The organism is Luteimonas sp. FCS-9, from assembly GCF_001014645.1.
GTDB lineage: Bacteria > Pseudomonadota > Gammaproteobacteria > Xanthomonadales > Xanthomonadaceae > Luteimonas.
Window position 1 is genome coordinate 233,981 of the sequence record NZ_LASZ01000003.1, and the last position, 14,766, is coordinate 248,746.

Annotated in this window: 11 protein-coding genes; 7 read left to right on the top strand and 4 right to left on the bottom strand. The window is 71.7% G+C overall.

Annotation, left to right across the window (positions count from 1 at the left end):
- Nucleotides 1–11: 11 nt before the first annotated feature.
- Nucleotides 12–917, bottom strand: a complete 906-nt coding sequence (gluQRS, locus tag WQ56_RS04380) for a tRNA glutamyl-Q(34) synthetase GluQRS (RefSeq protein WP_047135835.1) — start codon at nt 915–917, stop codon at nt 12–14.
- Between the two features lie 143 nt (nt 918–1,060).
- Between gluQRS and htpX the strand changes: the two genes are divergently transcribed.
- Nucleotides 1,061–1,966: a protease HtpX gene (gene htpX / locus WQ56_RS04385; RefSeq protein ID WP_047135836.1), complete on the top strand. Its 906-nt coding sequence runs from the start codon at nt 1,061–1,063 to the stop codon at nt 1,964–1,966.
- A 651-nt stretch (nt 1,967–2,617) separates the two neighbouring features.
- On the opposite strand, the gene WQ56_RS04390 is transcribed toward htpX, so the two are convergent.
- Together WQ56_RS04390 and epmB are read right to left on the bottom strand one after the other, a co-directional pair.
- Nucleotides 2,618–4,702, bottom strand: a complete 2,085-nt coding sequence (locus tag WQ56_RS04390) for a bifunctional diguanylate cyclase/phosphodiesterase (protein WP_047135837.1) — start codon at nt 4,700–4,702, stop codon at nt 2,618–2,620.
- Nucleotides 4,703–4,726: 24 nt separating this feature from the next.
- Entirely contained in the window at nt 4,727–5,767 is a 1,041-nt protein-coding gene (gene epmB / locus WQ56_RS04395) for an EF-P beta-lysylation protein EpmB (RefSeq protein WP_047135838.1), read from the bottom strand.
- Between the two features lie 96 nt (nt 5,768–5,863).
- Between epmB and efp the strand changes: the two genes are divergently transcribed.
- From efp to folE2, 6 genes are all read left to right on the top strand, one after another.
- A complete protein-coding gene (gene efp / locus WQ56_RS04400) occupies nt 5,864–6,430 on the top strand; it encodes an elongation factor P (RefSeq protein ID WP_047135839.1) in 567 nt (188 codons plus the stop codon).
- 111 nt (nt 6,431–6,541) lie between these two features.
- Complete coding sequence (locus tag WQ56_RS04405; RefSeq protein ID WP_047135840.1) at nt 6,542–7,888, top strand: TRZ/ATZ family hydrolase; 1,347 nt, start codon at nt 6,542–6,544, stop codon at nt 7,886–7,888.
- Nucleotides 7,889–7,898: 10 nt separating this feature from the next.
- Nucleotides 7,899–8,609: a bifunctional 2-polyprenyl-6-hydroxyphenol methylase/3-demethylubiquinol 3-O-methyltransferase UbiG gene (gene ubiG / locus WQ56_RS04410; protein ID WP_047135841.1), complete on the top strand. Its 711-nt coding sequence runs from the start codon at nt 7,899–7,901 to the stop codon at nt 8,607–8,609.
- A complete protein-coding gene (locus WQ56_RS04415; protein ID WP_231583352.1) occupies nt 8,606–9,304 on the top strand; it encodes a phosphoglycolate phosphatase in 699 nt (232 codons plus the stop codon). The genes ubiG and WQ56_RS04415 overlap by 4 nt, the downstream gene beginning before the upstream one ends.
- Complete coding sequence (locus WQ56_RS04420) at nt 9,301–9,966, top strand: hypothetical protein (RefSeq protein ID WP_047135940.1); 666 nt, start codon at nt 9,301–9,303, stop codon at nt 9,964–9,966. Before WQ56_RS04415 ends, WQ56_RS04420 begins: the two co-directional genes overlap by 4 nt.
- Before the next feature lie 114 nt (nt 9,967–10,080).
- Complete coding sequence (folE2, locus tag WQ56_RS04425) at nt 10,081–10,992, top strand: GTP cyclohydrolase FolE2 (RefSeq protein WP_047135842.1); 912 nt, start codon at nt 10,081–10,083, stop codon at nt 10,990–10,992.
- A 233-nt stretch (nt 10,993–11,225) separates the two neighbouring features.
- On the opposite strand, the gene WQ56_RS04430 is transcribed toward folE2, so the two are convergent.
- A complete protein-coding gene (locus WQ56_RS04430; protein ID WP_231583353.1) occupies nt 11,226–14,498 on the bottom strand; it encodes an autotransporter serine protease in 3,273 nt (1,090 codons plus the stop codon).
- Nucleotides 14,499–14,766 lie beyond the last annotated feature (268 nt).

Here is a 14,766-nt window from a genome sequence, read left to right on the forward strand (position 1 = left end):
GGCCAGTCTAGTCATGCCGGTGAGCGCGTCCAGTGTGCGACGCACCACGGGGCGTCGTCGGTGGGAATGCGGGCCGGATCGAAGCGCGCGAGCGCCTGCGCCCGCCAGGTCTCGAGCGCGTCGGCGGGCAGCGGCGCCTGTCCCAATGCGTGCCAGGCGGCGCGCAATGCCGGCAGTGGTTCGGCCGGATCCAGCGCGGCGGCGCCCAGCGACTTCGACAGTTTGCGGCCGGCGGCGTCGCGCAGCAGTGGCAGGTGCACATGGCGCGGCGTCGGCAGCCCCAGCAGGCGCTGGAGCAGGATCTGCCGCGGCGTCGAGTCGAGCAGGTCGGCGCCGCGGACCACCTCGGTCACGCCCTGGTCCGCATCGTCGACGACGACCGCGAGCTGGTACGCCCACAGTCCGTCGGCGCGTCGCAGCACGAAGTCGCCGACGTCGGCCCACAGGTCCTGCTCGATCCGGCCGCGCAGCCGATCGTCGAAGGCGATCCGCGTCCCCGGCGCCACGCGCAGGCGGATCGCCGGGTCCGGCCGCGGGCCGGTGGCGACGCAGGGGCCACGATGCACGCCGCCGACCGCCGCCAGTGCGCTGCGGCTGCAGTGGCAGACGAACGCGTGGCCGTCGGCCAGCAGGCGATCGAGCGCCCGCTGGTAGTGCGCGTCGCGCGCGCTCTGGCGCACGACTTCGCCGTCCCAGTCCAGCCCGCAGGCCCGCAGCATCGCCAGCTGCGCCCGGGCGGCGCCCGCGACCTCGCGCGCCCGGTCCACGTCCTCGATGCGGACGCGCCACTGCCCCCCGGCCCGGCGCGCCATCAGCCAGCTGCCCAGGGCCGCGACCAGGGAGCCGGGATGCAAGGGGCCGGTGGGCGAGGGCGCGAAGCGACCGCAGGGCAGGGCGGGGAGCGGAGGGGACGGCATCGCGCCGGAACTGTCTCGAACATGAACTGTCACGTGGTGCACACTGTGGCATCGCCGCTCGCGAATTGAAATCATGGGCGTCCGTGCGCAGATTCTTCGCACACCGATCCCGCCAGACGCAGCAGACCCCGAAAAGGCCCCCGATGCTCAAGCGCTACGCCCTCCTCATCGCCACCAACTTCGCCGTGCTGGCGCTCGTCAGCATCGTCATGGCGGTCCTCGGCATCAATCCGTCGACCTACGCCGGCTTGCTGGTATTCGCAGCCCTGTTCGGCTTCGGCGGCGCATTCTTCACGCTGGCGATCTCCAAGTGGTCGGCCAAGCGCTTCACCGGCGCGCAGGTCATCACCGAGCCGCGCAACGAGGCCGAGCGCTGGTTGCTGACGACCGTGCAGCGACAGGCGCAGATGGCCGGCATCGGCATGCCCGAGGTCGCGATCTACGATGCGCCGGAGATCAACGCGTTCGCGACCGGTGCGCGCCGCGACGCTTCGCTGGTCGCGGTATCGACCGGCCTGCTGCGCGCGATGACGCGCGAGGAGGCCGAGGCCGTGCTCGCGCACGAGGTCAGCCACGTCGCCAACGGCGACATGGTGACGATGACGCTGCTGCAGGGCGTGCTCAACACGTTCGTGATCTTCCTGGCGCGCGTGGTCGGCCGCGCGATCGACGGCTATCTGAGCGGCGGGCGCGACAACGGCGGTGGCGGCATTGCGTACTTCGCGATCGTGTTCGTGCTGGACATGATCTTCGGGCTGTTCGCGTCGATGATCGCGATGTGGTTCTCGCGCCATCGCGAGTTCCGCGCCGATGCTGGCGGCGCGCAGCTGGCCGGCCGCGAGAAGATGATCGCCGCGCTCGAGCGGCTGGCGCAGACCTACGGCGAGAGCACGCTGCCCAAGCAGGTCGCGGCGTTCGGCATCAGCGGCGGCGTCGGCGGCGGCCTCAAGCGGCTGCTGATGAGCCATCCGCCGCTCGAGGAGCGCATCACCGCGCTGCGCAACGCCAACCTCGACGGCAGCAGCGTCCGGCAGGGCGTCGTCGCCTGAGCCCCGCGCTGCGGTGAAACGAAAAGCCCGCCACTTCGGCGGGCTTTTTTTTACCGAAGTCGGGGGATCGTGCTTCTGTCTGCTAGACCATGGCGTGCTTCTCCGGAGAGCGCGTCGTGCCGGCCGGGGACTGCTCCCCGGCTCGGTCAGCCATCCCTGGCTGACTCGCCGCCGCGGGCCATCCATGGCCCGCTATCGCAATCCCCGACCAGCACGACGCACTGGGCCCGAAGGGGCGCGACTTCTTGCAGCGGACCTCGCCGCGTCTACCGAAGTCGGGTTGCAAGCGTCCGCAGCAGCGGACTGACGGTCGGTGGCCGCGCCAAGCGCGCCATGGATGGCGCGCGCCCGAGTCAGGACAGGGTGAGCATGGATGGCGTGCGCGGCATGCCGCGCATCCATGCGAACGCCACGCGTGCTTCGCGTGGCCGGGCCGCGAAGCGGGCCTGCCGAGGGGAGAGCGGCTTCCGGCCGGCGGGCCGATGCCCATCCGAAGTCGGACGTGGACTCACCCAGCGAAGCGAGACTCCCAGTCTCGCTGGAGCCGCGGGGGTCGGGAGTACGGTCACCTGTGCTCAATGAGCGAGGATTGTTTCGCCCAAAGCTGTTACACGATCTCGGCGTGCTCCCGGGTTGAACGAGACCGGCGAACTACTCGAAGTCGTAGTGCATGCCAGGGCCGGCGGGCGCGAGGAAGTTGCCTTGCACGTAGTCGATGCCGGCGGCGAACAGGATCGACATGCTGGCCGCGTCCTGGACGAACTCGGCGATCGTGCGGATGCCGATCTGGCGCGCGCGCGCGGCGATCTCGCCGATCCGGGCCTGGTTGTCGGCGTTGGCCGGCAACCCCTGGGTGAAGCTGCGGTCGAGCTTGAGCAGGTGCGGCTGCAGGTGGGCCAGCAGCTGGAAGGAATCGAGGCCCGCGCCGAACTGCTCGAGCGCGAACCGGCAGTCGAAGCGGCCGATGTGCGCCGCGAAGGCCTGCGCCGCCTTGAGGTGCGTGAACACTTTGGACTCGGGCAGTTGCAGGACCAGGTATTCGCCCGGCACCTGGTGGTGCGCAAGTAGCTCACCGATGAATTCCGCCAGCGCGTCGCCGTCGAGCGAGGCCTGGCTGACCTTCACCAGCAGCGTCGTGGGCTGGTCCTCGCGCAGGCGGCGGGCGATCGCCGCGATCGCGCGCGCGACCACGTACCGGTCGATCTGCGCGAGCATGCCGTTGTCCTCGGCGATCTGCAGGAACGCGCCGGGCGCGATCAGTTCGCCGTCGCCGCCGTCGAGCCGCAGCAGGATCTCGTAGACCGGCGCGGTGTCGCCCTGCAGATTGATGACCGGCTGGTAGTGCAGCACGAAGCCGTCGTGCTCGAGCGCCCCGCGCAGGCGTGCGATCCAGGCCTGCACGCGCTCCTCCTCGAGCCGGTCGGCGGCGCCCGGGTCGAACACGTCGCTGCGATCGCCGCCGGTGCCCGATGCCGATTCCAGCGCCTGCGTCGCCCGGGCCAGGACCTGCGCGACGTTCGCGCTCCTCTCGCCGATCTGCACGCCGCCGATGCTCAGCGTCACCACGCTCGAGCGGTCGCCCATCTCGAAGACGTGGCCGGCGAACCCGGCGCGCAGGCGCTCGGCGAGTGCGGCGGTGGCGTGGTAGTCGCCGTCGCGCAGCAGCACCGCGAACGTGTTGCCGCCGTAGCGCGCGGCGATCGCGGACGGATCGAGCAGCGACGCCAGCCGCGCGGCCACGGCCGCGAGCAGGTCGTCGGCATGGTCGAGGCCGATGTCGGCCAGCAGCAGCTGGTGGCGGTCAGGCTCGATCATCAGGAAGCCGTGCCGCGACTCGCCGCGTGCGGCATCGTCGACCGCGTCCTCGAGCGCACGCAGGAAGGCGGGGCGGTTCAGCAGGCCGGTGACGTGGTCGCGCTGGCGCAGCGCCTCGAGTTCGTGGGCCAGCTCCGGATCGATCAGCTCCCGGCGCCGGAACACGACCTGAAGGCAGGGCTCGCCCTCGTACTGCGCGGCGGTGAACTCCATCGCGGCCGGAAACGCGTGGCCGTCCGCGTCGCGCGCCTCGATCTCGTGCCGCGGCGGCGGCGGTTCGCCCCGGCTGAGCGACTTGAGCAGGGCCTTGAACGCATCGACGTGCTGCGGCGCGACCATGTCGAGCAGCGAGACGCCCTCGATCTGCTGGAAGTCGCCGTAGCCGAACATCTCCAGGTACGCGGCGTTGGCGCGGATGTGCATGCCTTCATGGATGTAGGCGATCGGGTCGCGCGAGGAGTCGATCAGCGCGTCGCAGCGGCGCTCGCTCTCGCGCACGCGCGCCTCGAGCCGTCGCAGGCTGCGCCGCGCCTTGCGGTCGGCCCAGGCGTCGCGCACGCTGGCCAGCAACTGCTGCGGCGCGTGCCGCAGCGCGACCGTCCGCGCGCCGCTGACGACGGCGTCGACGAAGTCGGCCTCCTCGAACCGGTCGAGCAGCGCGATCACCGGCACGTCCTGGCCGCTGTCGGCGATGCACTGCATCGCCTGGGCGAAGGGCAGCGTGGCCGCCGCGTGCGCGGCGATCGCCACGTCGACGATCTGCCCGGTCAGCATGCGGCCCAGCTCGTCGGAAGACTCCGCGCGCAACGGCCGGACCGCGATGCCCGCGTTGCGCAGGCCGCTGACGACGGCCTCGGCATCCTCGACGCGCTCGTCGACGATCAGCAGGCGCAGCGCGGAATCGACGTTGCTGTCGGGCATGGCGGGCCTCCGGGAAACAGCGCCTTATGCCACGGTGGGCACCGCGCGTCCATCGGGATGCGCGAGCGCGCGCTTGGAGGCGTCGCCGGCGACCTCGCGCACCAGCCGGGGCACCAGATAGCCCGATTGCCTGGCGACCAGCGCGGCGTGCAGCGCGAGGGCGGTCGCGTCGTCGACCTCGAAATGGGCCGCGCCGGCGACGCGGTCGAGCTGGTGCAGGTAGTAGGGCAGCACGCCCGCCGCGAGCCCGCGCTCGGCCAGCGCCGCCAGCGTCTCGACCCGGTCGTTGACGCCCTTGAGCAGCACCGCCTGGTTGAGGAGCAGGGCGCCTGCGGCGCGCAGCCGGCGCATCGCCGCGTCGACCTCGCCGTCGAACTCATTGGCGTGGTTGGCGTGGACCACGACCACCAGCGGCCAGGGCAGGGCAGCCAGCCACGCCTCCAGTTCCGCGTCGACCCGCTCGGGCAGCACGATCGGCAGCCGGGTATGGATGCGCAGGCGACGCACATGCGGAATGCCGCGCAGCGCATCGGTCAGTTCGACGAGCTTGGCGGTCGATAGCGACAGCGGATCGCCGCCCGACAGCAGCACCTCCTCGATCGACGGATCGTCACGGATCGCCGCCAGCGCCGCGCCCCAGCCGCCGGCCGCCGCGGTCTCGTCCGCATAGGGGAAATGCCGGCGGAAACAGTAGCGGCAGTTGATCGCGCAGCTGCCGGTGGCCACCAGCAGCGCCCGGCCGGTGTACTTGCGGATCACCCCGTGGCCGGCCTTGGCCGCACCGTCGCCGACCGCGTCCAGGCCGAATCCAGGCGCCGGGCGCAGTTCCTCGTCCAGCGGCAGCACCTGGCGCAGCAGCGGGTCGTGGGGGTCGCCCCGGCGCATCCGCGCCACGAAGCTGCGCGGCACCCGCAGCGGGAACTGCGCGGCCGCCTCGGGCGACATGGCCGGCGCGTGCGCCTGCAGGTCGAGCAGGTCGAGCAACTCGCGCGGATCGCGTACGGCATCGCGCCAGAGCTGCTGCCAGCGGCGCGGCTGCGTCGGGAGGGGGGCTGCGGGTATCATGTGCGACTGCGATCCAATTCGAGCCGGCCGCGTGCACCGCTGCCGGGGAATCCCATAGTGTAGCCGCCGGCGATGCCGGCCCAGCAGGAGCGAGCGATGGCCAGTTATGGCATGAACGACGTCAAGAACGGCCAGAAGATCCTGGTCAACAACGAGCCCGCGGTCATCACCGATACCGAATACGTCAAGCCGGGCAAGGGCCAGGCGTTCACGCGGGTCAAGTACCGTCAGATCCGCACCGGCCGGGTGCAGGAAATCACGATGAAGAGCACCGACTCGGTCGAGGCGGCCGACGTGCTCGACACCGACATGCAGTATCTCTACAGCGACGGCGAGTACTGGCACTTCATGAACCCCGAATCGTTCGAGCAGGTGCAGGCCGACAAGGCCGGCATGGGCGGCGCGGAAAAATGGCTCAAGGGCGAGGAGGAATGCGTGGTGACGCTGTGGAACGGCACCCCGATCGCGGTCCAGCCGCCGAACTTCGTCGAGCTGCAGATCACCGAGACCGATCCGGGCGTGCGCGGCGACACCTCGGGCGGCGGCGGCAAGCCGGCGACGCTGGAGACCGGCGCCGTGGTCCGCGTGCCGCTGTTCGTCGGCCAGGAAGAGGTCATCAAGGTCGACACCCGGTCCGGCGAGTACGTCAGCCGCGTCAAGTGATCGATCCGCAGCGCCATCGCGGCGCGGATCCCTCGTCCCCGCACAGGCGGGGACCGGCGGCCGCGCGACCTGCGCAGTGACGGCAATCGGGCGCATCGAACGAGGTACCGCATGACAGAGACCACCGCTCCCCGGTCCATCGACCTGCTGATCGAGGCCGGCCACGTCGTGCCGGTCGAGCCGCATGCCGTCGTGCTCGACGACCATGCGGTCGCGGTGCACCGCGGCGAGATCGTCGCGGTGCTGCCGGTCGCCGAGGCCCGGCAGTGCTTCGCGCCGGCGCAGGCCGTCCAGCGCCCGCACTCGGCGCTGCTGCCCGGCCTCGTCAATGCGCACACGCACAACCCGATGACGCTGCTGCGCGGGATCGCCGACGACCTGCCGCTCAAGGTCTGGCTGCAGCAGCACATCTGGCCGACCGAGGGCGCGGTGATGGGCCCGGAGTTCGTCGCCGACGGCGTCACGCTGGCGCTGGCCGAGATGCTCCGCGGCGGCACCACCTGTGTCAACGAGAACTACTTCTTCCCCGACGTCCAGGCCGCGGTCTACCGACGGCACGGCTTCCGCGCGCGCATCGGCCTGCCGGTCATCGATTTCCCGACCGCCTGGGCCAGCAGCGACGACGAGTATTTCGACCGCGCCGGCGAGGTCCACGACCAGTGGCGCGACGATCCGCTGATCGCGACCGCGTTCGCGCCGCACGCGCCGTACACGGTCAACGACGCCAATTTCGAGCGCGTGCGCATGCTCGCCGACCAGCTCGACGTGCCGGTGCACCTGCACCTGCACGAGACCGCGCAGGAGGTCGAGCAGTCGCTGCAGCAGTACGGGCAGCGGCCGATCGCGCGGCTCGACCGGCTGGGCCTGGTCAACGACCGCCTGATCGCGGTGCACATGACCCAGCTCACCGAGGGCGAGATCCACCTGTGCGCCGAGCGCGGCGTCAGCGTCGTGCATTGCCCCGAGTCCAACCTCAAGCTGGCCTCGGGTTTCTGCCCGGCCTGCGCGCTCGAGCGCGCGGGCGTCAACGTGGCGATCGGCACCGACGGCGTCGCCAGCAACAACGACCTGGACATGTTCGGCGAGACCCGCACCGCGGCGATCCTGGCCAAGGCGGTCGCCGGCGACGCGGCCGGGTTCGACGCGTTCACCGCGCTGCGCGCCGCGACGCTCGGCGGCGCCTGCGCGATCGGGTTCGGCGACCGGATCGGCTCGATCGAGGCCGGCAAGCAGGCCGACCTCGTCTGCGTGGACCTGTCGCCGGTGGAGACCCAGCCACTGCACCACGTGGTCTCGCAGCTGATCTACGCGACCGGCCGCCACCAGGTCACCGACGTCTGGATCGCGGGGCAGCCCAAACTGCGCGAGCGCACGCTGGTCGGATTCGACCTCGAGGCGATCGCGGCCAATGCCCGCCAGTGGCGGGATCGCATTTCCACGCTCCGCACCGGCGCATGACGAGGCCCGCATGAACGCGCGACACGACAACTACGATCAGGCCGAGCTCGACAAGTTCGGCGCGCTGGCCAGCCGCTGGTGGGACACCGACGGTCCGCAGCGCCCGCTGCATGCGCTCAATCCCGCGCGCCTGGAGTACGTGCGCGCGCGGACCAGGCTCGACGGCGCCGACGTGCTCGACGTGGGCTGCGGCGGCGGATTGCTCAGCGAGGCGATGGCGCGGGTCGGCGCCAAGGTCACCGGCATCGACCTCGCCGAGGACCTCGTCAAGGTGGCGCGCCTGCACGGCCTGGAGTCGGGGGTGCAGGCCGACTATCGCGTGCAGTCGGTCGAGGCGCTGGCGGCCGAGCGCCCGGCCAGCTACGACGTCGTGACCTGCATGGAGATGCTCGAGCACGTGCCCGATCCGGCGGCGATCCTGCGCGCCTGCGCGACGCTGCTGCGGCCCGGCGGCCACCTGTTCGTGTCCACGCTCAACCGCACGCCGGCCGCGTTCGCGCTGGCGATCGTCGGCGCCGAGTACGTCGCCCGGCTGCTGCCGCGCGGCACCCATCGCTACGAGAGCTTCATCCGGCCGTCCGAGCTCGCCGGCTGGCTGCGCGAGGCGGGCCTGCAGCTCGACGACGTCAGCGGCCTGATGTACGAGCCGTGGCGCAACGCGGCCCGGCTGGTCCGCCGCACCGACGTCAACTACGTCGCCTGGGCGCGGAAGCCCAAGTGAGCGGCGCGGCGACAGCGCCGGTGGCGGTGACGTTCCCGGCCGGCGTGCTGTTCGATCTCGACGGCACGTTGCTCGACAGCGCGCCGGACATGCTCGCGACGGTCAATCGGATGCGGGGTGCGCGCGGCCGTCCGCCGCTGGCGCTGGCCGACATCCGCCCCGTGGTCTCGCGCGGGGCGCGGGCGATGGCCGCGGTCGCGTTCCCGGAACGCGATGCCGAGGGCGTCGTCGCGCTGGTCCCCGAGTTCCTGGCCGTCTACGGCGAGGAACTGGGCCGCCACAGCCGTCCGTTCGACGGCGTGGAGACGATGCTGGCCGCGCTCGAGGCCGCCGGCACGCCGTGGGGCATCGTCACCAACAAGCCCGAATACCTGGCGCGGCGCATCGTGCCGCAGCTCGGCTGGCAGGACCGCTGCGCGGTGCTGGTCGGCGGCGACACGCTGGCGCAGCGCAAGCCGCATCCGCTGCCGCTGCAGCACGCGTCGGCGGCGATCGGCGTGCCCGCATGCGACTGCGTCTACGTCGGCGACGATGCGCGCGACATCCTCGCCGCGCGCGCGGCCGGCATGCCGTCGGTCGTCGCGCTGTGGGGCTATCGCCTCGACGACGACGATCCGATCGCCTGGCAGGGCGACGTCATGATTGACGCCCCCGAAGCGCTGCTGCAGCCCGCCGCATGGCCGCGCCCGGCATGAGCGCGTCCCCGCACGACGACGACTTCCTGGCCAAGTGGCAGGCGCGGTGGCCGGAGTGGCGCATCGGTCTGGCATTCGTCGCGCCGGAACTGCGCGAGCGCGTCCAGGCCTGGTTCGCACTGCTCGACGAGTTCGGCGAGGCCGCCTGGGGCGGCAGCGACCCGACGCCCGGACTGGCCAAGCTGGCCTGGTGGCAGGAGGAACTGCAGGGCTGGGAGAAGGGCGCGCGCCGGCATCCGTTGGCCGTCCACCTGCATCGGCAGGCCGCGCTCTGGGGCACGCTGGCGCTCGCGTTGCGGCTGCTTCCGGCCACGCGCGAGCCCGCGGCCGAGCCGGGCGCGCACCTGGAGCGGCTGCACGATCTCGCCCTGGCCGTGGCCGCGTGCGAGATGGCGCTGTTCGGCGACGGCGGCCGCGACAGCGGGGACGGGCGCATCACCGCGGCGCCGCTGCTCGCGCCGCAGGCGATGCTGCGCGGCGACCAGGCGCTGGCCGCGCACCTGCTGGCACGGTGGCCGCAGCGCGACGGCGGCACCCGGCCGCGGCGGATCGGCAACGCGATCGTCGCGGCCCGGCTGCGGGCGCTGGCCCGGCACGGGCAAGTGCGACCGGCCAACGGCCTGGCGCTGCTCTGGCTGGGCTGGCGCGCGGCCCGCGGCTGAGCCGCCACGCGTGCCCGCACGACACGCTGCGTTGCAGGGCGTCGGCCGGGAGAGCCGTTAAACTGCGTGGCCGACGCCCGACCGGGCGTCGTTCCGTCCCCCGCGAGCGAACCCTTGAGCGATCCAGTCCGTCACCCCGTCCTTCCCGATGTCGCCGGCGACCAGGCCCAGGCGGCGCGCCTGCTCGACTGGGTCGGCATGGCGGAGATCGCGCTGCCGCTGCGCATCGAGGACGGCGACGGCCATGCGGTCACGGTACCGGCACGCGCCGACATCGGCGTCAACCTGGTCGATCCCGATGCGCGCGGCATCCACATGTCGCGGCTGTACCTGCACCTGCAGGACGCGCTGGTGCGCGAGACGCTCGGGCGCGACACGCTCGCACGCGTGCTGGCCGACTGCATCTCCTCCCAGCGCGGGCTGGCCGACCGCGTGCAGCTGACGCTGCGCTACGGCCAGCTGCTGCGTCGCCCTGCGCTGGCCAGCGACCACAGCGGCTGGAAGACATACCCGGTCGAGATCGACGCGGTGCTGGGGCCCGACGGCCTGGCGCTGACGCTGACGCTCTCGGTCGAGTACTCCAGCACGTGCCCGGCCTCGGCCGCGCTGTCGCGGCAGCTCAACGCGGCGCGGTTCGCGACCGATTTCGCAGGCAGCGCGCCCGGCTTCGACGCCGTGCACGACTGGTTGGCCTCGCCGCGCGGCCTGGCCGCGACCCCGCACGCGCAGCGCAGCCGGGCGACGGTGCGGCTGCGCCTGGCGCCCGACGTCGACGCTTTGCCGGTGCTGTCGCTGGTCGATGCGCTCGAACTGGCGCTGGGCACGCCGGTCCAGACCGCGGTCAAGCGCGAGGACGAGCAGGCATTCGCGGCGCTCAACGCCGAGAACCTGATGTTCTGCGAGGACGCGGCCCGTCGCGTCGCCGCCGTGCTGGCGGCCGATCCGCGCGTGGCGCGGTTCGAGGCGACCGTCGCCCACTTCGAGAGCCTGCACGCGCACGACGCCGTCGCCCGCGTCAGCGGCTGAGGCCTGTCGCTTCGACGAGGGCGACCTTCCGGTCGCGCCCGCCGATCGGGGCGCCCGCGAATCTTCCGTAGGAGCGCGCCCGCGCGCGATGACGCTTTCCCGCTGAAGTCCCCATCGCGCGCGAGCGCGCTCCTACGGGAGTGAAGAATGCCGCGGGCATCCGGGCCGCTACAGAACGGAAACGGAACGGGGCGGCCGAAGCCGCCCCGTCCGCGAACGCCGACCCGGTGCGCTCAGAACTGCAGTGAGAACCGGGCGTTGGCGCCGTGGTCGCGGGCGTCGTCGGAAAGCGCGCCGCTGTAGCCGATCTCCAGCAGGCTGTTGGCCGACGTCCGGGCGGCGATGCCCAGCTCGACCAGCGTCGCCTCGTCGGAGATCGACGGGCTGGTCACCCCGTACCAGCGGCTGCCGTCGAACGACAGCTGCGTGTCGTGTACCTGGTCGCCACCGGCGTAGCGGTAGCCCAGGTTGCCGCGCAGGCTCAGCCAGCTCTGGTCCTGGGCGGTGCCGCGCAGGTTCACGTTGAAGCGCACGCCGGCCGTGCTCAGGTCGACACGGGTGTCGCCGTCGCGACCGGCCAGCGCCGCGGCGCCGCCGTCCTCGACGAAGCCGTCGTGGTCGAGCTCGACGTGGGCGTACTGCAGGTACGGCTCCAGTTCCCAGCGCTCGTTGCCGAAGCGGTAGCCCAGTTCGGCGAAGGCCTGCCACGCGTTCGCGTCGTAGCGGCCGTGCACGCCGTCGGCGAAGCCGGCGAACGCGACGTCGCGCTCGACATCCAGCTCGTGCCACGCGTACGTGTAGCCCACGCGCAGGCCCAGGCCGTCCCACGCCTGGCTGCCGTAGACGCCCACGTGGCGGGTGTCGGCATCGCCCTTGGACGCGCGACCGCGGACGTCGAAGTCCGTGCTGCCGACGCCGCCGAACGCGCCGACCCGCCAGCCGCCGTCGAACTGGCGGTCGATGCCGACCAGCGCCGCGGTGCCGTTGTACTGCGCGCGCGCGGCGTTGCCGTCGCCGCCGACCCGGCCGCCCTGGCGGTGCACCTCGACCCATGCGCCGGTGTTCGCGTCGGCGTCGCGCTGGCCGCGGAAGCCGTCGTGTCCGGCCGAGGCGCGGGCGAGGGCGGCATCGCGGACCAAGCGCCCGCTGTCGATCAGGATCTGCTGCGCGCTGGCGTGGATCTCGCCCGAGAGCTGGTCGAACGCATTGCGCGCGCCGGCTTCGCCGAGCTGGGTCAGCGGCACCAGCAGGCCCTGGTCGTCGGGCAGCGCATCGAGCGCCGCCGCGGTGGCACGCTGGTTGCCGGTCTGCGCCGCGGTGGCGAGCGCCGCGCCGCGGACCACGCCCACGTCGATGGCGTTCGGTCCGTACAGCAGCGACAGCGACAGGAACGGCGACAGCGCACTGGTATCGACGGTGTCGAAGGTGCCGGTCACACCGCCCTGCGCGGAGACGATGCGGTACTCCTGGCCGAGCAGGTAGGTGCCGGGCAGGCGGCTGGCGACGAGTGTGCCGCCGAGCAGCGTGGCCGAGCCGGTGACCGACAGCAGGTCGGCCAGATCCGGCGGCTGCAGCTCGGCGACCAGCGTGGCGTCCGCCGTCTGCACGTAGTCGCCGTCGACGACCAGCGTGCCGATCGAGTTGCCGGGTGCGATCGTACCGGCCACCCAGGTGTCGCCGAGCGTGCCGCTGCCGCCCAGCGTGCCGAGCGTCTCGACGCGGGTCTGCCCGCCCTCGACCGCGCCATTTACGACGGCGACGCCGCGTCCTAGGATCGCGCCGGTGTCGGCGTCGACGACGCCGGTCACCGTCAGCGCGGTGTCCTCTAGGCGACCGTCCTCGGCGATCAGCAGGCGACCGCCCTGGACGAGCACGTCGTCGGCGAGCGCGTTGCGGCCGGCCAGCTCCAGCGTGCCGCCGGTCACCGTGGCGCCGTTGAAGCTGTTGTCGCCCGACAGGCGCAGCCAGCCGCCGGCATTGGAGTGGAACCCGAGCCGGCCCGGCCCGCCGATGTCGTTGGTCCAGTCGTCCCAGGCATCGCCCTCCCAGACCTTGGTGCCGCCGGCGGCCTGGTCCATGACGATGTCGGTGTCGACGCGCAGCTGGCCATAGCCTTCGATCGCCGCTTCGAGGTTCAGCAGGCCCCAGCCGTAGATGTCGTCGACGCCTTCCTCGCCCAGGTCGGTGGCGGTGGTGAGCATGACGTCGCGGATCTGGTGGCCTTCGAGATACGGGAAACGCTCGAACAGCAGGCCGAGCGCGCCGGTCACGTGCGGCGCCGCCATCGAGGTGCCGGTGTAGTCGGCATACGCGTACTCCACACCCCCGTTGCGATCCTCGAACTCGTAGCGCACGTTGCCGGCATCGTCGACGACGATGTCGGTGCCGGTCGGGCTGCCATCGAGCACGGAGGATGTGATGTTCGTGCCCGGCGCGGCGATGCACCACTGCGCCGCGGCACCGCAACGCATCGAGCTGGCGGACAGCACGCCGTCCTCATCGAGATTGGCCACGGCGACCCAGTACTTCTCGATGTCCGGAAACAGATAGGGCGTCATTCCGGGGATCGTCGTGATCGGTTGTTCCTCGAGCGTGTCGCCAGGCGCGTTCGTGTTGCCTGCCGCAACGACCTGCAGCATGCCCGACTGCCGGGAGGCCTCCGCCATTGCCGCCAACTGCTCGTAGATCCCCGGATCGCTGTCCTCGAGGCCGTCGAGCAACTCGTGCACGGTGGCATTGTCGCGGATGGTGTAGCCCCAGCCCCAGCTGTGGTTCATCGCGCGCACGCCGTGCGCGATGGCCTGGTCGTACATGCCGACGAGTGCCGACGTCGATGCCCCCATGGACAGCGAAACGCAGCCGATGCCCAAGAACCCGCACAGCAGGTCGGGAATCTCTTCGTAGCTGTCGGAGAACAGGCGGGCGGAACTCAGATCGGCGCCCCAGGCCACGCCGTGCATGCCCGAGCCATCACGGTTGGCCGCCATCGTGCCGGCGACATGGGTACCGTGACTCTCGTAGCTGTAGCAGACCTGGCCGACACAGTCCTCGAAGCCGGGATTGAGAAACGGTCGCAGGGATTCGTCGATGTACAGACCGCTGACAGCGGCCTCGTCGCCCTTCGTATGGAAGCAGGCATCGGGACCGCCGAGGGTGCCCTCCTGGGTGCACAGCGAGCCGTCGTCGAGCACGTCGGCCATCGCGATCCCACGGTGATCCTTGCCCGCGAATTCAGGATGGTCGAACCCCACGCCCGAGTCCAGCAGTCCCAGCCGGACGCCGGCGCCGCTGAGTCCGCGCGCGTAGGCGTGATGGGCATTGATGACCTCCAGGCCCCAATCGGCCTGGAATTCCTCGGTGACCCACGACGTCGGATCCGAGGGCTGCACAGGCGTATCGGCGGCGACGAGCGCGTGTGCGACGCCGACCGAGGCAGGCTGGGCCGGCGCGGCATTGCGCAGACGCCAGCGCGCGCTGAAGCCATCGGCGAACAACGCCGGCTGCACCTGGATCGCGGCGGCCTCTCGATTCGAAAAAGCCCGCGAAATCGCGGACTCGACCGTGGGATCCGTGCCATCGGACGGCGTCGTCTGCGCTGCGCCCGGCAGGGCGACGAGCGCGAGGAGGGCGCCAGTAACGGCAACGGCAAGACGTGAGCGCGGCATGCGCGTCTTGCGGGAGGATGGAACGGCCTTGCTTCGAGTCATGCTGCTTTCCCTGAGTTGACTGGAACGGACGCCGCCGCGGATCGATTCGATCCAGCGGACGTTCATC

Bases quoted from the DNA above. Each gene is read 5' to 3' on its own strand.
- efp (WP_047135839.1), top strand. From the start codon at position 5,864: ATGGCCAGTTATGGCATGAACGACGTCAAGAACGGCCAGAAGATCCTG.
- WQ56_RS04420 (WP_047135940.1), top strand. From the start codon at position 9,301: ATGAGCGCGTCCCCGCACGACGACGACTTCCTGGCCAAGTGGCAGGCG.
- epmB (WP_047135838.1), bottom strand. From the start codon at position 5,767: ATGATACCCGCAGCCCCCCTCCCGACGCAGCCGCGCCGCTGGCAGCAG.
- WQ56_RS04405 (WP_047135840.1), top strand. From the start codon at position 6,542: ATGACAGAGACCACCGCTCCCCGGTCCATCGACCTGCTGATCGAGGCC.
- htpX (WP_047135836.1), top strand. From the start codon at position 1,061: ATGCTCAAGCGCTACGCCCTCCTCATCGCCACCAACTTCGCCGTGCTG.
- gluQRS (WP_047135835.1), bottom strand. From the start codon at position 917: ATGCCGTCCCCTCCGCTCCCCGCCCTGCCCTGCGGTCGCTTCGCGCCC.
- ubiG (WP_047135841.1), top strand. From the start codon at position 7,899: ATGAACGCGCGACACGACAACTACGATCAGGCCGAGCTCGACAAGTTC.
- WQ56_RS04390 (WP_047135837.1), bottom strand. From the start codon at position 4,702: ATGCCCGACAGCAACGTCGATTCCGCGCTGCGCCTGCTGATCGTCGAC.